Genomic DNA, 19,113 nt, shown 5'->3' on the forward strand with positions numbered 1-19,113 from the left:
ATGTCTACTTTGCGGGACACCTGTCGATTGCATCGCTTACATTGGGCTATCTGTTTACTTAATCGAAAATGCGTTCGCCCTGCTCGTCAATCACCTGTTTCGCCTTTGCGATACTGAAGCTTTCGCCCTGATCCCGGGTTTCAAAGACATCCGCACGGATCACTGTATGGGTCTTGCGATCTCCATCGATGGTCTTTTCTATACGGGCCAAAAGACGGTATTTGCCACCTTCGTGCATCAGGTCCGGAAAGATTTCGAACCCTCTGTAATAGACCGGCTCCGGCTCCGATTTTTCGCCACCACCGAAGAGCTTAGAGAAGAGGGACATTGGGCGGCTCCTTTCAGTGTTGCCATGACCGGAGACTAGCGCCGCTTAGGACAGGCGTGAAGCATGTCATGCTATCAGAACACCGGTCTTCGATCCGACGGTACGCTCCTTGCGTGGCATAGTACGTCCAGATCCTTGGCAAAAGTCCATTCCCCCGCATCACTCTCCCTTGCACGGAGGGCCCAAAACCGCCGTTCAAACAGGCCATCGCCAACGACTGCACCGAGCCCCAAGCAGTCGCTTGCTACAGGCAGGGCAAGAACGCAGCAGTGATCCAAATGCCCGCGCCGTCATGATCTGGGATGACAGACAGCGCGGGCCATAGTCTGGTCATGGGACTGCCCAGACTATTTGGAATGCGAAATTGGACATGCGTATTTAACCAGATTGGCTTGGCTACTCATTTACGACAGTGTTGTCCAACCTAGTGACCAACTACTCGCACAATGGGACCCTGTCTTCAGAGGCGTGACTGCAAGATCTGATACACAAGCAAACATATAACACGCGAGAAAAATTACTTTATCGCGCGTAAAAATTGTTGAATTGTTGTATTTTAGATTCAAGTATCAGCGTGTGTGGCAAGTTTGTATTGTCGATTTTGCTCACGTAGTCGCCAGATCTGTCTGGCTAGCCTCCTGGAGACGAAAGTGAGTGGCGTCGCCGGGAGGCAATTTTTTTTGCTGAATGGGCCTCTTAGAAAAAGGTCGAGTTCAGGCGCACACAGTACACCTATGACCCCTCCTCGCAGAAACTTCCAGCATTCAAGTACCGAAGGCCAATGGCTTTTGTGCAAAAGCCACGTCAGCAGCGAATTGCGGAGACGACTTTAACAAAGATCCATTTTTAGTGGCCGTTCGTACACTACTTGAACAATGGAGGTGTCGTGCAGGTCGTTTGGTTCAAACGAGATTTGCGGGTAACGGATCATCCGGCACTAGCGCAAGCGTCTGAGGTCGGGCCAGTTCTGCCACTCTATGTAGTTGAAACGGAGCTTTGGCAGCAACCCGACGCGTCAACACGGCAGTGGAACTTTGTTGCTGAGACAATCGCTGGGTTACGAAAAGACCTTGGGAAACTGGGCCAGCCGCTCATTGTGCGCATGGGGCAAATTGTGGAGGTCCTTTCCCAGTTAAAAGATCGTGGTCTAATCGACGAGCTTTGGTCACATGAGGAAACTGGAAATAATTGGACGTATCAGCGGGACCGTCAAGTCGCTGCGTGGTGCAGGGAGCATGGCGTGCGGTGGCACGAAGTGCAAAACCATGGCGTTTTTCGGAGGCTCAAGTCTCGCGACGGCTGGGCGGAAAGTTGGGATAGATTTATGGCTCTGCCCGTTTCTTCACCAGTTGCGCTAGAGCATATCGGCATAGAACCAGGATACATTCCCACGGGGCACGACCTCGGCTTGCGGGATGATCTATGCGTTGGTCGTCAAGCAGGTGGACGAGCTGCGGGTTTGGAACGGCTGAACAGCTTTCTGACCTACCGAGGCAAAAGATACCAACGCGAGATGTCCAGCCCTTTGGAGGGAGCCGTTGCGTGTTCGCGGCTATCACCCTACCTGGCTTGGGGCGCGCTTTCGATGCGCGAGGTAACACAAGCGACTGAAAAGCAAAGACGCAGATTGCCGTCGCAAGCAAAGGACTGGCGCAAATCGCTGCGCTCGTTTTCAGGCCGATTGCATTGGCATTGCCATTTCATTCAGAAACTTGAGGATGAACCTCGAATTGAGTTTGAAAATTTGCATCGGCTCTACGACGGGCTTCGACCGAAAGCGCCAGATTGCGAGCTTTTGGCTGCCTGGTGCAAAGGCGAAACGGGATATCCGTTTTTGGATGCATGCATGCGGTCAGTGCAAGCGACGGGGTGGCTCAACTTTCGGATGCGCGCAATGGTGATGGCCACGGCGAGTTATCACCTCTGGCTGGATTGGCGTGCCCCGGGTGAGCATTTGGCGCGCATGTTTACCGACTATGAGCCGGGCATTCACTGGAGTCAGGTGCAAATGCAATCGGGCACCACCGGCATCAATACCGTGCGCATCTATAACCCAGTTAAGCAGGGTTACGATCAGGACCCTGATGGGGTGTTCATTCGGACATGGTTGCCGGAATTGGCCAATATTTCGGATCAGCATATCCATGAACCCTGGAAAGTTGAAAGCGCGCAGAAAATCGTTGGAACGGTCTATCCAGATCGTGTTTTTGACCATCTCGCAGCAGCCAAAGCCGCGCGCGAGCGGGTTTGGGATGTCCGCCGGAGCACTGAGTTTCGCGCCCAAGCGCAAGCCATCGCGGCAAAGCACGCGAGCCGAAAGACCAGGTGGACTGCTCGCAAAGATGCGCGGTCGGCTCAAGATCAAGAGCAACTCGACCTGCCTTTGGGGGACTAACGATGAGGATGCGGAAGAAAGCCGATTTGCCCCAGAAAATCTGCCCGATCTGCAAGCGCCCGTTCACCTGGCGCAAGAAATGGGAAAACGCTTGGGATCAAGTGAAATACTGCTCAAAAAAATGCAGGTCGGCCGCATGACCGAGATTTTTCCAGAACTTGCGGAAGCGAAAGAGACGATCAGTTTCAAGCCCACACGAACCAATGGCCTTAAAAGGCTGAAGCAGTTCGTAGGACGCGCCGGTCGGCATTATGCAGGTAAGCGGAACTACGATTTTGGGACCGATCAACGCAGCAATGTATCGGGTTTGTCACCTTGGCTGCGCCACCGTTTGATAACGGAGAATGAGGTTTTGGCAGCGGTGTTAGCGTCGCATTGTTCCAACGCGGCAGAGAAGTTCGTGCAAGAAGTGTTTTGGCGCACTTACTTCAAGGGTTGGCTGGAACAAAGGCCCAGCGTCTGGGCACTTTATCAGCGGGATTTGTTGAGCGCTTTTGAGCGACTAAAAGATGATGAGGGCTTGGAGACCCGTTTCAATGAAGCAGTAAACGGCAGTACCGGCATCGACTGTTTCGATCATTGGGCGCGAGAACTGGTGGCGACCGGCTACCTTCACAACCATGCACGCATGTGGTTTGCATCAATCTGGATTTTTACACTGCGCATTCCCTGGCAGCTTGGCGCGGATTTCTTTTTGCGGCATTTGCTGGATGGTGATCCCGCGTCTAACACGCTGAGCTGGCGGTGGGTCGGCGGATTGCACACAAAAGGCAAAACGTACCTCGCGCGCCCGGAAAATATTGCCAAGTTTACTGAAGGACGGTTTCAACCGAGAGGCTTGGCCAAATTTGCAGAACCGCTGACCGAGCCGGTAGATCACCCGCTTGTTTCCCTTGCGACTCCTCACATACCCTCAAACAGTCCTTATCTGTTACTGTTGACGGAGGATGATCTGTCAGGTGAAGGCGTGATGCCGACGTCGCCTGCTGCCGCGATTGGACTTTTGGCGACGCATGGTCGGTCTCCAAATCTGATAGGAGACGTCGCAAAGGATTTTGCCAAGGGCGCGATGAGCAACGCTTTGGAACCCCACGGAAAACACGCGAAATCAGCTGAGGATTGGTGTGGTCCGTTGATCGAGGCAGCACGGAATGCCGGCGTCACGACCATTGCAACAGCCTATGTGCCTGTCGGCCCCACTCGGTCACGCCTGGATCGTGCAGAACCTGTATTGAGAGACGCAGGCTTGTCTTTGTACAGGATAATGCGACCGTACGACGCTATGACATGGTCTCATGCAAAGGCCGGATTCTTCGGCCTTCGAAAGAAGATCCCATCGCTCTTAGGCCAACTGAATCTGCTCAGCCAACAAAGACCATAACCCGTGTATTCTGCTGCTCTTCTACTTCCCAATCAATTGTTTGCACAGCACCCGGGTCTGGCCGCCCAGCCAGACATTGTTGTGCTTTTCGAAGACCCGCTTTTCTTCGGTGATGCGTATTATCCGGCCACGATGCACAAGCAAAAGCTTTGGCTGCACCGCGCCTCAATGGCGCGCTATAGAGATGGCTTAGTAGCCAAGGGCTTTGATGCCGCGATATGGCCCTTTGAGCGGCAGCCGGGCGCATGTCTTCGACTGTTTCAAAGTCTGCGTGATCGCGGTGTCAGCCAAATGACCATGGCTGACCCAGTAGACTTCATCGCAAAAAGACGTTTACGGGCGGCAGCTGGCAGTACCGAAATCACGCTCGATTTCCAGCCATCGCCTGGCTTTCTGAATCCGCGGAACCACAATCTAGATTGGTTTGCCGGTCGAAAACGATGGCTCATGGCGGATTTCTACAAAAGCCAACGCGGCCGCTTGAACGTGTTGATGGACAGAGGTCAACCGACGGGGGGACAGTGGAGCTTTGACGAGGAAAACCGCAAGAAAGTGCCCAAGGCGCTGTTAGGCAGCCTGCCTTGGATCGATTGGCCTTCCCATGACGCAGTTGATGAAGCCGCAAAAGCAAGCGTTCTTGCTGATTTTCCAGAAGCATTGGGCAGCCTGGATACGTTGTATTATCCGACATCACACAAAGCTGCGTCCGACTGGCTGGCGCAGTTTCTGGAACGGCGGTTCGAACGTTTTGGCGACTATGAAGATGCCATTGTTGAGGGCGAAAACTGGCTATGGCACGCCGTTCTCACGCCAGCATTGAACATAGGATTGTTGGCGCCAAAACAAGTTTTGGACGCTGCCCTGGCGCATGCGGATCGCAAGGGCGTTCCCTTGAATTCGGTAGAAGGTTTTATCCGCCAGATCATTGGCTGGCGCGAGTTTATGCGCGCGACTTATGAGAGCCTGGGTGTGCCGATGCGTACGACAAATCATTGGGGCCATCACCGCCCAATGCCCCGCGCTTTCTACGACGGAACCACCAGTATTGATCCGCTGGACGACACGATCAAAAGGGTGCTCAAGACAGGGTATTGTCATCATATTGAACGCCTCATGGTTTTGGGCGGATTTATGTTTCTGTGCGAAATTGATCCGGATCATGTCTATCGCTGGTTTATGGAAATGTTCGTCGACAGCTATGATTGGGTTATGGTTCCCAATGCCTACGCGATGAGCCAGCATGCCGATGGCGGGTTGATCACCACCAAACCGTACTTTTCGGGTTCAAACTATGTTCGCAAAATGAGCCATTGGGGCAAAGGGCCTTGGACCGAAATTTGGGACGGACTTTATTGGCGCTTTATCCTGAAACACACCGATAGACTTGCAGGAAATCCCCGATGGGCGATGATGTGCCGTACGGCTGGGCGCATGTCGTCAGAAGTCAAAAACAAGCATGTCAAGACGGCTGAAGCTTTTTTGCAACGGATGACACGAGCATGAACTCCTCGGCAGCGTATGACTGAGAGTGAGGTCACATCCAGAGATCAACTTTGGGACTGGCTGAACAAGCACTTTACCCAACCTGAGAGCGTCCGACTGATCACGTGGAAGGCTGCACATCTGTGTAGATATGTCAGCCGGGATGAAGTGTTGGATGCGCTGATTGCGTATGGTTGGATTGATGGAAGACGATTTCGAATCGATGAAGACCGTACGGCGCAACTTATCAGCCCGCGAAAACAACAATCTTTGTCCAAAAGCTACAAGGACAGGGCGGAGCGCCTTGGGCAAGAAGGCATAGTGCACCCCGCCGGAGAGGCTTCCATACAAGCCGGTAAAGCTTCAGGGCTTTGGAACTTTTTTGACGATGTCAATGCTCTAATCGTCCCAAACGATTTATCCGTTGTATTGAACTTGGACAAATGGGTGCGATTGCCACCGTCTCACCGACGCAATGTCCTGCGCTGGATTAAGGTCGCCAAGTACCCGACAACGCGCCAACGGCGGATCGATAACACGGTCGAAACCACGCACACCGGCGAAAGAATGCAGCAAATGTGGCGCCGTCAGGTTTGTTCTTAGTCCCTAGTTGGAACTTGAACTTTCGTATCGCATTAGAGCAACGCAGCCAAAATTTTGGTTTGGAGTAGCCGCTACGGAGGTCGCCGTCCGCTTAAGCAATGAATTTTCGCGTTTGTGGCACTACGGTCCAAGTGCTCAGACTTAAGTTCGCGCCAATTCCGCCTCGTTGAGTGGCTGCAAACGGGAAACCCGATGCAATGCCGCGCAGCCTTTGACGCGCCTAAAAGGCCACGCTGCATCAGCGATTATCGAAAGTCCAATGTTGGAAATTTTCGCAGAGCAGTTACCTAGCAGACAGCTGCGAATGACCACACTGAGCCCAAAGAGGACGAGCGATGATTTCAAGCCCAATTGAACCGTGCCAATTTCATGTAAAAGGGATGCCTGGTTCATACTATACTCTATTGTGCTTCATACGAGGCCGAGGTCAGAGGAGTGACTATGAAAACAGCTGTTGTGACCGGCGCCGCGGGAGGGATGGGGCAGGCCATCTGCCGCCAATTGCAGACAAACGGGTTGCATGTGATTGGTCTGGACCTCAAAGAAGAGCGTCTGAACGAACTGGCATCAGAATTTAGTTCGGACTTCACACCTATTTACGTTGACTTAACTGATCCTTTGGCCGTGGCTCAAACGTTTGAGCGCATTAGGACAGCCCATGGCGGTCTGGATGCTTTGGTAAACAACGCTGGCACCTGCTTTATGTCTGACTTCCCGCACATTCCGCCCGAGGAACTCGAAAAGCAGATGGCAATCAACTTTAATTCTGCATTCCATTGTTGCCAGCAAGCGGTCCAATTGATGTTAGAACGCGAAGGCATCAAAAAGATTGTAAATATCTCATCGAACGGTGCTTACAATTTCGATGTGTTCGACCCTCCGCACTACCGCGCGTCAAAAGCAGCGATGGATACTCTAACAAAAGACCTCGCCCGTCGATACGCAAAGGATAAAATCTGTGTAAATTCTCTGGCACCTGCCATGACTGAGACACCGTTGTTCAATGTCTTGACCGAGGAAGTCTTGAAGAAAGCCGTTAGTGCCATGCCACATGGTCATGCGATGCTACCTGAGCAAATCGCCTCTTGGGTTGGTTTTCTCATTTCACCGGCAGGGGATGTTTCCAGTGGGAATGTGATTATTCTGAACCAAGGGCGCGACGTCAGATAATTCTTTGGTGCGACATCACTTTCCGGAAAAATGGTCCAAGGGGTGGGATCAGCTGTAGACTTCTGGTGCTTTCTTCAGAACAGCCCACTGCTTTGGACAATGCCCATAGATTACAAAGGCATCTCGCTCGGATGCCAGACGCATCAACCTGTCTGCGCTGGCAATTGCTGCATCTTCGTCCCAAGACCCGGCAAACTTCTCGTCGATTTCTGCTGGTCGGGAAATCGCATCACTAGTCAATAAAATCGCCCCCGACGGAAGATCGACCATTACCGCGATCTGGCCAGGCGCATGACCGGGTGCCATCAAAACGAAGATACCTGGCCCAATCTCTACGTCGTCATCAATAACCAGGTAATCCTGCTCGGGCCATTCCATCGGCCGCATATCGCCCCAATACAAGGGGCGAGGTAAGGCTCGCTCGGCAGAGGAGATGAGAATGGGACTGTTTGGAAAGTCGCCCAATGCACCGATATGGTCGATATGGGAGTGCGTACAAATCTGTAATGTAATGTCTGACGGAATAAGCCCGAGTTTTGCCAGCTGTGCGCGTGGCAGATTATCTGGTTCGCACTTCAGAACCTCGCCAAACTCGAACAATCGATCTTCTATGACCGCGGCGTCGGTATCAATGGCGTATTTTTCAGGAAATCCAGTGTCGATGAGTATTGCTTCTCCCAAATCTGTTCGGATCAGAAACCCGCAGATACCTATGATGCGGCCAGTGGAATGGACCTTGAACAGCCCGTAGTCCAAAACCACAAGGTCAATCGGTCGCCCTTTGACAAATCCCTCTGCTTGCACAGACTCTCTCCCTGATTGACTACAAAGGTTTTGAGTAGAGCATGAAAGTCAAGATACACACACTTTTTCAATACCTACTGGATACCACGGAAGCGGATCCAGAAGCTTTCGTTGGGTTTTCCTTGTCCGAGTCGCCGCGTTTGGGTGAGTTCATGGATGCGCTGGATCCAGCGCTGCCGTTGGATTGGAACCAAAAGAGCTTTCGGGGTCTGCCTGCTTTACGACGGCATGTTTTGGACCGCGCTGGCTTGTCTGATGTTTGCAAGCCAGACGACGTTCTGATCACCGCCGGCGCCGCGGAAGCCAATTATCTTGCATTCATGCAATTGGTCCAACCGGGCGACGAAGTCGTAACGGAACGCCCGGGCTGGCCACAAGCGGGCGTATTGGCAGAGGCAGTTGGCGCGACGCTAAAACTTGTCGACCGCGAAGAGAGGGCTGGTTGGGTATTGCCGCTCGACAAAGTTGAGGCCGCAGTAACAGCGCGCACGCGGCTCATCTTTATGACCAACCCCAATAACCCCACCGGGCAGTTGATGACACAAGCAGAGCTGGAAAGGCTTGTCCAAATCGCAGATCGCGTAGGCGCATGGCTGGTTGTTGACGAGGTTTACGCGGGATTGGAGTGGGACGGGTCCCGTGCCCCTTCGATTGCTGGTTTGTATCCAAGGGGTATCACGACGGGCAGCGTTTCCAAGGCACTGGGGCTCCAGGGGCTACGCACCGGCTGGATGATATGCCGTGATTCAGATCTCATTTGGGACGCTATTATTCTGCGGGAAAACTCGAGCGAAATTATGAATATTCTTGGCGAAGTCATCGCCGAAATCGCCTTGAGGTCTGACCGATATAATCAGGCTTTGAAAACTGCACGGGCAGCTGGGATGAAAACGCTGGAACGCCTGGATAGGTTTGTTGCCGATCAGCCCAACCTCGATTGGGTCAAACCTCAGGCCGGATTAATTGGTTTGGCACGGCTCGATGGGATTGATGGCGACGTGTTCGCCAAACGCTTGCTCGCCGATCCCTATCGGACATTTCTACTACCGGGTTCGTCTTATGGGATGCAGAACCACATCCGACTGGGTGTGGGGGGAGGTGCTGCTGCCAACCTCGACCTTGGCCTAGAGCGCATGGGCGAACTATTGGCAAACTGGTAGATTTAGGACACTCATTTCGACGGTTCGGGCTGCAAAGTCGGTCAAATAACGTTGCCCGTCCCAAGCTGACACTAAGCCCAATTTTGGTGCAAGTTCACCTGCCATACGCTGAAAGCTCTATCGCTAGAATAACGCTGTCGGGGCGCTAGTTCGAAGATGGAACAACTGATTCATAACCAAGGTTCGAAATGACAGGTTGGACAACTGAAAACATCCAAGACTATCCGCGACCACCTGCGCTGCGGGCAGTGCCTCATCGAGTGCGGATCGAGCTCGGCGGTCAAACAATCGTGGAAACCGATCAGGCGTTTCAGGTTCTCGAAACCCACCACGCCCCCACGTATTATATTCCGCCGCAAGACATTGATGCCGTTCTGACAAAGGCCTCGGGTAGATCATTCTGCGAGTGGAAGGGTGTTGCGAGCTACTGGGACGTTCAGAGCGGGGCAGCTGCGGCTAAGAAAGCTGCGTGGAGTTATGCTGCACCAACCATCAGATTTGAACGGATTAAGGGCTATCTCGCCTTTTACGCCGGACTTATGGACGCCTGTTTTGTTGGTGAGTACCGGGTGATCCCGCAACCCGGGGATTTCTATGGAGGTTGGGTCACCGAAAACTTGAAGGGTCGCATAAAAGGCGCTCCGGGCACGGAATTTTGGTGAGTATTGATGACCGACCCTAAATCCTCACCAACCCCTTTGGCAGTTCCTACAAGCCGTTTGGTCCGTGTTGCCGGTTTAAGCAGCATGACGGCAGGCATTGCGGGGAGCATGGCAGCACGCGCCCTAAGAGAGATCGGTCGCGGCGCGCGACCCGATATGCGTGGTTTGTTGATGACACCCGGCAACGTGACACGAGTCGCGGATCAACTCGCTCGCATGCGAGGCGCCGCGATGAAGGTGGGTCAGTTGATTTCAATGGATGCAGGTGAGGTCTTGCCGCCTGAACTGGCTGACATCATGGCGCGTTTGCGAGATCAGGCGCATTTCATGCCCCCCAAACAACTGCGTGACGTCTTGAACCGAAACTGGGGCCAGGACTGGCTAAAGGCCTTTCACACCTTCAATGTAAGGCCCATTGCGGCGGCTAGTATAGGGCAAGTACATCGTGCAACCTTGAAAGACGGGCGCGATGTGGCGATCAAAGTGCAATATCCCGGTATCGCGCGCAGTATCGACAGCGACATGGCCAACGTTGCCACTCTGGTTCGCATGTCAGGTCTGCTTCCCCAAAGCTTTGATCTGGCTCCGTATATCCAAGAGGCGCGCAGTCAATTACATGAAGAAACGGACTATGAACGCGAGGGGCAATACCTGCGCTGTTTTGCTGACCTATTGCAGGGCGATGAAGCGTTTAAAATCCCAGAGTTCTATCCAGATTGGAGCACGCCAGAAGTTCTGACGATGTCCTTTCTGGAAGGTCGCCCTATCGAGGCCGTGAGTGATGAGACAAGCGAGGAACGCAATCGAGTCTTAGAGGCCTTGGTCAATCTCACGCTGCGCGAGGTTTTTGAGTTCGGTATGATGCAGAGCGATCCAAACTTTGCCAATTACCGATACAACCCATCCAATGGAAAAATCGGTCTCTTGGATTTTGGCGCGGCACGCGCACTGCAACCATCTGCAATAGATGGATACGTGGATCTGTTGCGCGCCGGTTTGCTTGAAGACGGCGCGGCGCTTCGAAAGGCTGCCATACAACTGAAGCTTATTGAAGGTGATGGCCCATTTGACGACCGCATCCTCGGAATGATCCGCAGCGTTTTTGACGCAATCCTATCTGCGGATGAATTTGATTTCTCCGACCGAGCGCTCTCCAACCACTTGAACAAAGAAGGCATGTCTTTGGCTGAGGCCGGGTATTTCCCACCCCAGCTTCCAATGGATGTTCTTTACCTTCAGCGAAAGATTGGAGGGATGTTCTTATTGGCCACTCGATTGAATGCCTCGTTGCCTGTGAAGACACTTCTTGCAAAGTACGTCAACTAACCCAAAACTTCCGACGACGGACAGGAATGACCAGCATATACTCGCGCCTAGGGGAGCATAGCCCGCAAAGCTGTTGCTAGCAGTAAGTGCAGCGAAGGTCTGCGCCGAGTCCATATGAATAATGACGATACGGAATATGTAAGTGTTTGTACTCGAGAAATAGTGAAAGTTCATTTTGCATTGCGATGGTTAAGAGAGGCTTGGGAGTTTGTCACCAGCGTCTCTTTGCGTTGGCGAAATCCAGGTTTCAGCAGATATCACGTCCGAGAAAACAAGCCGCGTGAGCCGGCCTGATGGACTTTGGCCTTATTTGCTGCGCAGAGCTGGTCCTTCGTATTTGCTGCTAGTCAGGTAACGTCAGGTTGGGAGTACGATATGGAATTACCAACACTGACGCACGAAATGATAGCCGTACTGAGTCTATTGTCTTTTACGGTCTTACTTTTTGTTACCGAGATTATACGGATCGATGTTGCAGCAATTCTTGTAATGGTACTGCTTGGCGCACTGAGCTATCTACCAGGGCTAGGTAATCTCGCCGATATTTCTAAGCTCTTTGAAGGTTTCTCCTCCAACGCTGTAATGTCCATTATCGCAGTGATGGTAATTGGGGCTGGGCTTGATAAGACCGGACTTATGTCAAAGGTCGCGGCCTTGATCCTCAAGAATGGTGGCACGACAGAGGCCCGGATAATCCCCATAATTTCAACAACGGTTGGTGTCATCAGCTCTTTCATGCAGAACGTAGGAGCTGCTGCGCTTTTCCTGCCTGTTGTGAGCCGCATCTCAGCGCGTACAGAAATACCGATGAGCAGGTTGCTGATGCCCATGGGGTTTTGCGCGATTCTGGGTGGTACGATCACATTGGTCGGGTCGTCGCCCCTCATCCTGTTGAATGACCTGATTGTTTCGGCAAACTCATCCCTTCCAGCTGACCAACAAATGGAGACATTTGGGTTGTTTTCAGTCACGCCTATCGGAGTGATGCTGGTGCTGACAGGGGTGCTTTACTTTGTGCTCTTTGGTCGTTGGGTTCTTCCAGCGCAGCGAGAGCGTGGAGAAGACGCAAGCTCAGCTCGGTCCATGCAGACCTATGTAGAAAACACCTATGGGCTTAGGGCCGATATGTTCGAGGTTCGTGTTCCAGAAGGCTCGATCTTGATTGGACAAACGCTCGCGGATGTCATGGTCGCCCATAATATTTACATTCTTGGTACATCCTATCGCGGCCACAAGGTCATCGCGCCGATGGCTGATACCGTAATCGAAGCGCCAGCACGGCTTGCAGTGCTTGGTCTGCGTCGGGTCGTTCAGCAACAGTTCACTGAGCCATACGGGCTGGAGATTTTGCCACAGCTGGATGTCTTTGCGGATGATTTCGCCGCGACCCAATCAGGGGTTGCAGAGATTGTCATTCCCCCCGGATCTTCGGTGGTCGGGCAAACTCCGATTGATTTGCGTCTCCGTCAGACACATGGTTTGTCTCTGTTGGCCATTCAGCGCGGCGAAGAAACACTGAGCCATGTAGAAACCGAAGATCATTCAGCCACGCACATCGGGCAAGTCCCTTTGCAGGCGGGTGATACGTGTGTCGTGCACGTGCAATGGGACCGCCTGACACGACTGAAGTCAGACAGGGATTTTGTCGTCGTAACTTCGGACTTTCCCCAAGAAGAGTTACGCCCACACAAGGTCGGATGGGCGCTTGCTTTCTTCCTAATAGCGTTGAGCTTAATTCTGTTTTCTGATCTGCGATTGTCATTATGCCTGTTGATCGGCGCTATTGGGATGGTGTTGAGCCGGGTGCTCTCGATTGACGAAGCCTACGAGTCGATAAGTTGGAGCACAGTCTTTCTACTGGCTTCGCTGATCCCGTTGGGCCAAGCAGTTCAGAACACTGGCACTGCGGATTGGATTGCCGCGCATGTGTTGGCCCTTCTGAAGGGGTGGCCGATCTGGTCTTTGCAAGCAGGGATCGCCGTTTTGGCAACGGCGTTCACGCTGGTCATGTCCAACGTAGGTGCAACTGTTCTGCTGGTGCCGCTGGCGGTTTCTATTGCCGTATCGGCGGGTGGTAACCCGGCCGTATTTGCTCTCACCGTGGCAATTTCAACGTCCAACTCATTTTTGATCCCAACACATCAGGTGAATGCGTTGATCATGGGCCCAGCAGGCTATCGGGTGGTCGATTTCGTTCGCTCGGGCGGAATCATGACTCTCCTTTTCTTGGTTGTTTCAATGACCGGACTTGCGCTTTTCTTCTGAGCCGCTTCTAGGCGACCCGCACAATGAACTCTGCTTCAGCTCAGAAGAACTGGCAAGATGAGGTCTTGGAGGCCAATCCTTTTGTTGGAGCAGAAAATCCGAGATCTATACAAATGGACTTTCGCTGCGAGAAAGAGAAGAAGGGCGGCGAACAAATGCAAACCTGACGTCGACATACGCTGGTACTGGACCGTCTTTGTTTTATCGATCACTGTTGCTTGGCCAATACCGTCGGCATTTTGGAGAGTTCACAATGAAGTTCCTTCGAACACCTGACCATCGGTTTGACGGGTTGCCAGATTTCGCATTCGGCCCGAATTATCTTGATGTGGATGATACCGAGGGCGGTCGTCTCCGAATGCACTATTTGGACGAGGGACCGGAACAGGCACCGCCCGTATTGTTGATGCATGGAGAGCCAACTTGGTGCTTCCTGTATCGGCACATGATTCCGTTATTCAAAGATGCGGGCCATCGAGTTCTGGCTCCTGATTTGATTGGGTTTGGACGGTCGGACAAGCCAACCGAGCGGTTCGATTACACCTACCAACGCCATGTAGACTGGATGTCCGAGTGGTTGCGTAAAGTTGACCTAACGGGCATCACATTGGTTTGCCAGGACTGGGGCGGTTTAATAGGCTTGCGGCTGGTCGCGAGTATGCCCGAGCGTTTCTCTCGTGTTGTTGTGGCGAACACGGCCTTGCCCACCGGTGACGTGCCCTTGGGTGAGGCATTTCTTTCATGGCGGGAATACTCACAATCCGTACCTGAATTTAATTCGGGACGCATCGTATTCGGCGGAACGACATCTAAAATTTCAGAAGAAGAGGTCGCAGCCTACAACGCACCATTCCCGGATGCGCGCTATCTGGCAGGCGCTCGAGAGTTTCCAGTGTTGGTGCCCGACTCGCCTGACAATCCAGCTTCAGAAGCCAACCGGGCCGCATGGGAAACCCTCAAGACCCTCAACACCCCGTTTCTGACTGTTTTTGGAGAAGACGACAGGGTCATGGCGGGGGTAGACAAACTGTTCCAAAAGTCGATCCCTGGCGCAGTTGGTCAAAATCATACCGTTTTGCCTAAAGCGGGGCATTTCATTCAAGAAGATGCTGGGGCAGAGCTAGCAAACGCGACTTTGAAATTCATTGAGCAAACATAACGGCTGTCAGACTAGTGTCTTCCCCTGCGGCCTCAACTCACACCAAATTTGCGACGCAAATGCTCAGCCAAGGCCGTTATGCGACGTGGTTGGGCTCGGCTAGGCGGAAACATCATTTGCAAGGGTTTCGGCGGTGGGAGGAATTCGCGCAAGACAGAAACAAGCCTGCCAGATCGAACATCGTCGCCTATATCCAGCTCTGACTTCAAGACGACCCCATGGCCTGCAATTGCCCAATCGCGGATGAGTGAACCATCATTGACTATTCGATTTCCCTTTACCGATACGCGCCGGGCATTTGGTCCTGATCCAAACTCCCAAACGTTGTCGATTATGTCTCCAAACCTCATGACCAAGCAGTTGTGGTTTAAAAGATCTTCTGGTTTTTCAGGCGTTCCGAATAAGGCTAGGTAACTTGGGGACGCACATACGAAACGTTGGTAGCTTCCTAGATTTCGTAATCTGAGCGAGCTGTCTGTGATGTTGCCGAAGCGAACGGCAAGGTCAAAACCCTGGCCTACAAGGTCGACGTAGCCGTCTGAAAGAGACAGTTCTATTGAGACGGCAGGGTTATCTTCGGTGAATTCGGCAATAACCTCGGAAACAAAGCTCCGCCCCAAATCGATAGGCGCGCTTATGCGAATTGGGCCAGACAAAGTTTCGGCGCCGTGCCGAACAAGTGTGTCCAAATCCGCAACCTCACTGAGTACGCTTCTTGCTCCGTCAGCTAGTGTACGGCCTTCTTCGGTCAGGCTAATAGAACGAGTGGTGCGGTTGAACAAAACCACTCCGTAGTGTGCCTCCAGAGCCGCGAGTCGCTCGGATACTGTCGTGCTCGACATCCCAGTCTCTCGCGCTGCGGCCACAAGACTGCCTTTCTCGGCTATCGTCAGAAACAAGCGAAGATTGTCTAGCAGCATTAAACGGATTTTCCGGATTATATGTTCGAAAAAGTCCTGTTTATCCCAAAAAAACGGCGGAGTAAATCTGGCACATCGCTCATGAACACAAGGAATCTAATCCAATGGCCAAGCTGACAATCGTCGCCAACATCAAAGCCAATCCCGATAAGATCGACCTCGTAAAGGGTGAGCTGATCAAGCTCATCGACATAACCCGTGCCGAAGAGGGTTGCATTAACTACGACCTGCACCAGGACAACGACAACCCGGCTCATTTCGTGTTCTACGAAAATTGGGAAAGCCGGGAGCTTTGGCAAACCCACATGGGTGCTCAGCACCTTGCGGCTTACCTGGAAGCAACAGAGGGCGCCGTTGCAGAATTCACGCTGAATGAAATGACAGTCATCGGTTGATACAGAACCGGACAAAGGAGCACGTTATGAAAGCCGTTGGATACAATGAGACAGGGCCTATTGATCGGGCGGACGCCTTAATCGACTTTGAGGCCGACAAACCGACGCCGAAGGGGCACGACTTGTTGGTGAAGGTGCAGGCGGTGTCAGTAAACCCGGTCGATACGAAGGTTCGGCAAAGACGTGCTCCTGAAGGCCCGTCACCTGAAATATTGGGGTGGGACGCAGTAGGGATCGTCGAAGCAGTTGGCGAAACGGTTGAGACTTTCAGTCCGGGAGATGCAGTCTGGTATGCCGGGGCGATCAACCGACCGGGAACCAATGCCGAGTTTCATCTGGTGGATGAACGTATTGTCGGAGCAGCGCCAAAATCCATACCGGCGAAAGCGGCTGCGGCGATGCCGCTCACGACGCTTACTGCCTTTGAGATGCTGTTCGACCGCTTGCGAGTCCAAAATGCCGTTTCCGGCGGAACCAAGACGTTGCTGGTTATTGGTGGCGCAGGTGGTGTCGGGTCAGTTACCATTCAATTGGCGCGGGCTCTCACTGACTTGACGGTGATTGCAACTGCGTCCCGACCCGAGACACAAGACTGGGTTCGAGAGCTTGGCGCACACCATGTCATCAATCATGCGGAACCTTTTGGCTTACAACTCGAGGCTCTCGGCATAGACAGCGTGGATTTCATTTATTCGACAAACCATTCCCAGCTTTATGCTTCCCAAGCTGGAGAGGTGATGACACCTCAAGGTCGCTTTGGGTTGATTGATGATCCTGAAACCTTCGACATCGCGCCGTTTAAACCCAAATCGATCTCATTGCATTGGGAGTTCATGTACACTCGGTCGCTTTTTGGGACTGGAGATATGAACCGTCAAAGCGAAATCCTGAATCAGCTCGCCGGGTTGATAGATGACGGAAAGATCAGATCCACAGCGACCGATACACTTGGTAGGATCAATGCTACAAACTTAAAGAAAGCGCATGCTATCCTTGAAAGCGGCAAGGCCAAAGGAAAGCTCGTGCTTGAGGGTTTTTAGATGAGAATTGAGCGGCTGGATCATGTGAATATCGTGACGACTAAGTTGCCTGAGATGGTTACTTGGTATGAAGAGGTCCTGGGTTTGGAACTTGGGGCCCGCCCTGATTTTCCGTTTCCCGGAGCATGGTTGTATGCGGGTGATCGCGCGGTGGTTCACCTTGTGGGGCACGAAGGAACGCCAAATGTCGGCTCCGAAGTGAAGCTCAAGCTCGAGCATTTTGCGCTCTCAGCCACGGGTTTGAGCGCATTCGAAGAAAAACTGAGCTCGAGTCAGATCAAGTACCGCAAAACTGACGTCCCGGGCGCCCGAATGGTCCAAATCCATGTGGCCGATCCTGATGGAAATCATATTCATATAGACTTCGAAGAAATCGAGTAAGTGGCTAACCCTCGAAATAGTCGGAACGCAAAATCAAGCGCGTAGCTTCTTGCCAGTTAGTGGTCGAGATCTTTGCCAGGTTGCTTCCAAGAATTACGCGGACCAACATTTTTGGGCGGTACAAACGTCGATTTGGAGATCAGCATGCCGGACCTTGGAACAAACAAGAAAAACGTCATCGCTTTCTACGAAATGATGTTCAACGAGTGTCGACCTGCCGAGGCCATAGCAACCTTTGTTGGTGATACTTATACGCAGCACAACCCGCATGTTGGCGACGGCAAGCAAGCCTTTGTCGAGTACTTCGAGCGCATGGCCGCCGAATACCCGGGAAAGCGTGTGGACATCAAACGTGCGTTTGCTGAAGGCGATCACGTTATTCTGCATTGCCATCAAATCTGGCCCGATGGTCTCGAGTACGCAGGGATCGATATTTTTCACCTGGATGTCGATGGGAAGGTTGTCGAGCACTGGGACGTTCTTCAGGAGGTTCCGGCAAACAGCAAGAATGAAAACGGCATGTTTTGACTTAACCGTTTTGACAGCGTTGCATGGAACTTCGAAAGGCCCTGTCGGCTAAACCACCATAGTCAAAGGGCATAAGTCTGATCCAAGAAATCCGCCGAAGCGTATCTATCAAGAACCAATAAGGAAGGAAATAAATATGCTCCCGAAGAGTATTCTTGCGGCGACCCTTGGATTATTTGCAGCTACTTCGCTTCAGGCTGGTGTACAAATTCGCTTTATAGAAGGCGCACCCAAAGACCGTTTTGTTTTGAAAAATGTCGGAGCTTGCGAAGTAGAAGCCTCGACCGTCAAAATTGACTTGTCGCAATCTGCCGGGCGTCTGATTTTCGACGTTACCGAAAAGGGTGCGGGCGTGGAAGTATTCCAACCTCTCGAATTCGTTGAGGGTGCGGATGCTCTGCGTCAAATTCCAGCGGTCGTGGATGGGCAAGATACAATTGAGCTTGAGATCGCCTCCCTCGCAGCCGGGGACAATCTCGCCTTTACCATCGATGTCGATGACACTATCGGGCAACGCGAAATCACCGTAACAGGGTCGGAGATCGCAGGCGCCACGGTGTCATATACCGATGCGGATGAGACTAATACTGCGACCTTCTCTTCCGAAGCACTTGTGAACGTGACGACCAAGGACTGCTGAAAGCTATCCAACAATGTCGAATTGGTTGATCCGCATAGCATTCCTTGCGCTGATGGTGGGAGGCGGCATCCTGATCGGGACACTGACTGCACCCGGCGATTGGTATGCACAGCTTTCTAAACCGGCTTTCAATCCACCAAATTGGATTTTTGGGCCGGTTTGGACGGCGCTTTATGTCTTGATCGCTATGGCGGGTTGGCGCCAGTTTGAAACAGACCGAAGCTCGACCGCCATGAAGCTGTGGTGGGCACAGATGGGTCTGAACTTTTTGTGGTCCCCGACCTTTTTCGTACTGCAACTGCCGTGGTTTGCCTTTTTGGTCATTGTCGCGTTGTTGGCTGTCATCGTTGTGTTCATCGTTAAGGTCAGGAATTCGGATCGGATTTCTGCACTAGCCTTCCTGCCGTACTTTGCATGGGTCGCATTTGCCACTGTCTTGAACCTTTCTATTGCAATACTGAACTGAGAAAGAAC

General features: G+C 52.5%; 21 protein-coding genes. 18 read left to right on the top strand and 3 right to left on the bottom strand.

Annotation, left to right across the window (positions count from 1 at the left end; translation table 11 throughout):
• Positions 1–58: 58 nt before the first annotated feature.
• The gene (locus ACR0J2_RS23820; RefSeq protein WP_170825407.1) at positions 59–328 is read right to left on the bottom strand and encodes an HlyU family transcriptional regulator; all 270 of its coding nucleotides are present in this window, start codon (positions 326–328) and stop codon (positions 59–61) included.
• A gap of 886 nt (positions 329–1,214) precedes the next feature.
• Between ACR0J2_RS23820 and ACR0J2_RS23825 the strand changes: the two genes are divergently transcribed.
• The 6 genes from ACR0J2_RS23825 (at position 1,215) to ACR0J2_RS23850 (ending at position 7,359) form a co-directional block, all read left to right on the top strand.
• Positions 1,215–2,723 carry an FAD-binding domain-containing protein gene (locus ACR0J2_RS23825; protein ID WP_480814086.1) on the top strand — a complete coding sequence of 503 codons (1,509 nt, stop codon included), beginning with the start codon at positions 1,215–1,217 and terminating at the stop codon, positions 2,721–2,723.
• An 8-nt stretch (positions 2,724–2,731) separates the two neighbouring features.
• Positions 2,732–2,863 (top strand): DUF2256 domain-containing protein, encoded by a 132-nt coding sequence (locus ACR0J2_RS23830; protein WP_480814107.1) that lies wholly within the window; start codon positions 2,732–2,734, stop codon positions 2,861–2,863.
• On the top strand, positions 2,860–4,104 hold the full coding sequence (locus tag ACR0J2_RS23835; RefSeq protein WP_480814087.1) for an FAD-binding domain-containing protein: 1,245 nt from the start codon (positions 2,860–2,862) through the stop codon (positions 4,102–4,104). Before ACR0J2_RS23830 ends, ACR0J2_RS23835 begins: the two co-directional genes overlap by 4 nt.
• A gap of 3 nt (positions 4,105–4,107) precedes the next feature.
• Positions 4,108–5,607 (top strand): cryptochrome/photolyase family protein, encoded by a 1,500-nt coding sequence (locus ACR0J2_RS23840; RefSeq protein WP_480814088.1) that lies wholly within the window; start codon positions 4,108–4,110, stop codon positions 5,605–5,607.
• 15 nt (positions 5,608–5,622) lie between these two features.
• Positions 5,623–6,189 carry a YdeI/OmpD-associated family protein gene (locus ACR0J2_RS23845; RefSeq protein ID WP_480814089.1) on the top strand — a complete coding sequence of 189 codons (567 nt, stop codon included), beginning with the start codon at positions 5,623–5,625 and terminating at the stop codon, positions 6,187–6,189.
• Positions 6,190–6,630: 441 nt separating this feature from the next.
• A complete protein-coding gene (locus ACR0J2_RS23850; protein ID WP_170389737.1) occupies positions 6,631–7,359 on the top strand; it encodes an SDR family oxidoreductase in 729 nt (242 codons plus the stop codon).
• Between the two features lie 48 nt (positions 7,360–7,407).
• Here the strand turns inward: ACR0J2_RS23850 and ACR0J2_RS23855 are convergent, their stop codons facing one another.
• The gene (locus ACR0J2_RS23855; protein WP_480814090.1) at positions 7,408–8,163 is read right to left on the bottom strand and encodes an N-acyl homoserine lactonase family protein; all 756 of its coding nucleotides are present in this window, start codon (positions 8,161–8,163) and stop codon (positions 7,408–7,410) included.
• A gap of 41 nt (positions 8,164–8,204) precedes the next feature.
• On the opposite strand from ACR0J2_RS23855, the gene ACR0J2_RS23860 reads away from it, so the two are divergent.
• The 6 genes from ACR0J2_RS23860 (at position 8,205) to ACR0J2_RS23885 (ending at position 14,735) form a co-directional block, all read left to right on the top strand.
• Positions 8,205–9,323 (top strand): pyridoxal phosphate-dependent aminotransferase, encoded by a 1,119-nt coding sequence (locus tag ACR0J2_RS23860; RefSeq protein ID WP_170825409.1) that lies wholly within the window; start codon positions 8,205–8,207, stop codon positions 9,321–9,323.
• 188 nt (positions 9,324–9,511) lie between these two features.
• Positions 9,512–9,985: a DUF427 domain-containing protein gene (locus tag ACR0J2_RS23865; RefSeq protein WP_170682732.1), complete on the top strand. Its 474-nt coding sequence runs from the start codon at positions 9,512–9,514 to the stop codon at positions 9,983–9,985.
• Between the two features lie 6 nt (positions 9,986–9,991).
• Positions 9,992–11,311, top strand: a complete 1,320-nt coding sequence (locus ACR0J2_RS23870) for an ABC1 kinase family protein (protein ID WP_170825410.1) — start codon at positions 9,992–9,994, stop codon at positions 11,309–11,311.
• Between the two features lie 375 nt (positions 11,312–11,686).
• Positions 11,687–13,576, top strand: coding sequence for an SLC13 family permease (locus ACR0J2_RS23875; protein ID WP_170825411.1), 1,890 nt, complete (start codon positions 11,687–11,689; stop codon positions 13,574–13,576).
• Positions 13,577–13,599: 23 nt separating this feature from the next.
• A complete protein-coding gene (locus ACR0J2_RS23880; RefSeq protein WP_170682729.1) occupies positions 13,600–13,743 on the top strand; it encodes a hypothetical protein in 144 nt (47 codons plus the stop codon).
• Between the two features lie 86 nt (positions 13,744–13,829).
• The gene (locus tag ACR0J2_RS23885) at positions 13,830–14,735 is read left to right on the top strand and encodes a haloalkane dehalogenase (protein ID WP_170682728.1); all 906 of its coding nucleotides are present in this window, start codon (positions 13,830–13,832) and stop codon (positions 14,733–14,735) included.
• Positions 14,736–14,767: 32 nt separating this feature from the next.
• On the opposite strand, the gene ACR0J2_RS23890 is transcribed toward ACR0J2_RS23885, so the two are convergent.
• Positions 14,768–15,655, bottom strand: a complete 888-nt coding sequence (locus tag ACR0J2_RS23890) for a LysR family transcriptional regulator (protein WP_170682727.1) — start codon at positions 15,653–15,655, stop codon at positions 14,768–14,770.
• Between the two features lie 104 nt (positions 15,656–15,759).
• Between ACR0J2_RS23890 and ACR0J2_RS23895 the strand changes: the two genes are divergently transcribed.
• The 6 genes from ACR0J2_RS23895 to ACR0J2_RS23920 all read left to right on the top strand — a co-directional run bounded on the left by ACR0J2_RS23895 (position 15,760) and on the right by ACR0J2_RS23920 (position 19,105).
• Positions 15,760–16,050: a putative quinol monooxygenase gene (locus ACR0J2_RS23895; protein WP_170682726.1), complete on the top strand. Its 291-nt coding sequence runs from the start codon at positions 15,760–15,762 to the stop codon at positions 16,048–16,050.
• Between the two features lie 26 nt (positions 16,051–16,076).
• Entirely contained in the window at positions 16,077–17,090 is a 1,014-nt protein-coding gene (locus ACR0J2_RS23900) for a zinc-binding alcohol dehydrogenase family protein (RefSeq protein WP_480814091.1), read from the top strand.
• The gene (locus ACR0J2_RS23905) at positions 17,091–17,471 is read left to right on the top strand and encodes a VOC family protein (RefSeq protein WP_170682724.1); all 381 of its coding nucleotides are present in this window, start codon (positions 17,091–17,093) and stop codon (positions 17,469–17,471) included.
• 144 nt (positions 17,472–17,615) lie between these two features.
• Positions 17,616–17,999 (top strand): nuclear transport factor 2 family protein, encoded by a 384-nt coding sequence (locus tag ACR0J2_RS23910; RefSeq protein WP_480814092.1) that lies wholly within the window; start codon positions 17,616–17,618, stop codon positions 17,997–17,999.
• 136 nt (positions 18,000–18,135) lie between these two features.
• The gene (locus tag ACR0J2_RS23915) at positions 18,136–18,639 is read left to right on the top strand and encodes an aggregation factor core (protein WP_170682722.1); all 504 of its coding nucleotides are present in this window, start codon (positions 18,136–18,138) and stop codon (positions 18,637–18,639) included.
• A 13-nt stretch (positions 18,640–18,652) separates the two neighbouring features.
• Positions 18,653–19,105, top strand: a complete 453-nt coding sequence (locus ACR0J2_RS23920; RefSeq protein ID WP_480814093.1) for a TspO/MBR family protein — start codon at positions 18,653–18,655, stop codon at positions 19,103–19,105.
• Positions 19,106–19,113: the final 8 nt, after the last annotated feature.

The organism is Ruegeria sp. CG4 (assembly GCF_056537185.1).

Excerpts from the sequence above, each read along its gene's own strand:
- ACR0J2_RS23820 (WP_170825407.1), bottom strand. The coding sequence starts at position 328 with ATGTCCCTCTTCTCTAAGCTCTTCGGTGGTGGCGAAAAATCGGAGCCG.
- ACR0J2_RS23830 (WP_480814107.1), top strand. The coding sequence starts at position 2,732 with ATGCGGAAGAAAGCCGATTTGCCCCAGAAAATCTGCCCGATCTGCAAG.
- ACR0J2_RS23835 (WP_480814087.1), top strand. The coding sequence starts at position 2,860 with ATGACCGAGATTTTTCCAGAACTTGCGGAAGCGAAAGAGACGATCAGT.
- ACR0J2_RS23845 (WP_480814089.1), top strand. The coding sequence starts at position 5,623 with ATGACTGAGAGTGAGGTCACATCCAGAGATCAACTTTGGGACTGGCTG.
- ACR0J2_RS23850 (WP_170389737.1), top strand. The coding sequence starts at position 6,631 with ATGAAAACAGCTGTTGTGACCGGCGCCGCGGGAGGGATGGGGCAGGCC.
- ACR0J2_RS23860 (WP_170825409.1), top strand. The coding sequence starts at position 8,205 with ATGAAAGTCAAGATACACACACTTTTTCAATACCTACTGGATACCACG.
- ACR0J2_RS23865 (WP_170682732.1), top strand. The coding sequence starts at position 9,512 with ATGACAGGTTGGACAACTGAAAACATCCAAGACTATCCGCGACCACCT.
- ACR0J2_RS23870 (WP_170825410.1), top strand. The coding sequence starts at position 9,992 with ATGACCGACCCTAAATCCTCACCAACCCCTTTGGCAGTTCCTACAAGC.
- ACR0J2_RS23875 (WP_170825411.1), top strand. The coding sequence starts at position 11,687 with ATGGAATTACCAACACTGACGCACGAAATGATAGCCGTACTGAGTCTA.
- ACR0J2_RS23880 (WP_170682729.1), top strand. The coding sequence starts at position 13,600 with ATGAACTCTGCTTCAGCTCAGAAGAACTGGCAAGATGAGGTCTTGGAG.
- ACR0J2_RS23885 (WP_170682728.1), top strand. The coding sequence starts at position 13,830 with ATGAAGTTCCTTCGAACACCTGACCATCGGTTTGACGGGTTGCCAGAT.
- ACR0J2_RS23890 (WP_170682727.1), bottom strand. The coding sequence starts at position 15,655 with ATGCTGCTAGACAATCTTCGCTTGTTTCTGACGATAGCCGAGAAAGGC.
- ACR0J2_RS23895 (WP_170682726.1), top strand. The coding sequence starts at position 15,760 with ATGGCCAAGCTGACAATCGTCGCCAACATCAAAGCCAATCCCGATAAG.
- ACR0J2_RS23900 (WP_480814091.1), top strand. The coding sequence starts at position 16,077 with ATGAAAGCCGTTGGATACAATGAGACAGGGCCTATTGATCGGGCGGAC.
- ACR0J2_RS23905 (WP_170682724.1), top strand. The coding sequence starts at position 17,091 with ATGAGAATTGAGCGGCTGGATCATGTGAATATCGTGACGACTAAGTTG.
- ACR0J2_RS23910 (WP_480814092.1), top strand. The coding sequence starts at position 17,616 with ATGCCGGACCTTGGAACAAACAAGAAAAACGTCATCGCTTTCTACGAA.
- ACR0J2_RS23915 (WP_170682722.1), top strand. The coding sequence starts at position 18,136 with ATGCTCCCGAAGAGTATTCTTGCGGCGACCCTTGGATTATTTGCAGCT.
- ACR0J2_RS23920 (WP_480814093.1), top strand. The coding sequence starts at position 18,653 with ATGTCGAATTGGTTGATCCGCATAGCATTCCTTGCGCTGATGGTGGGA.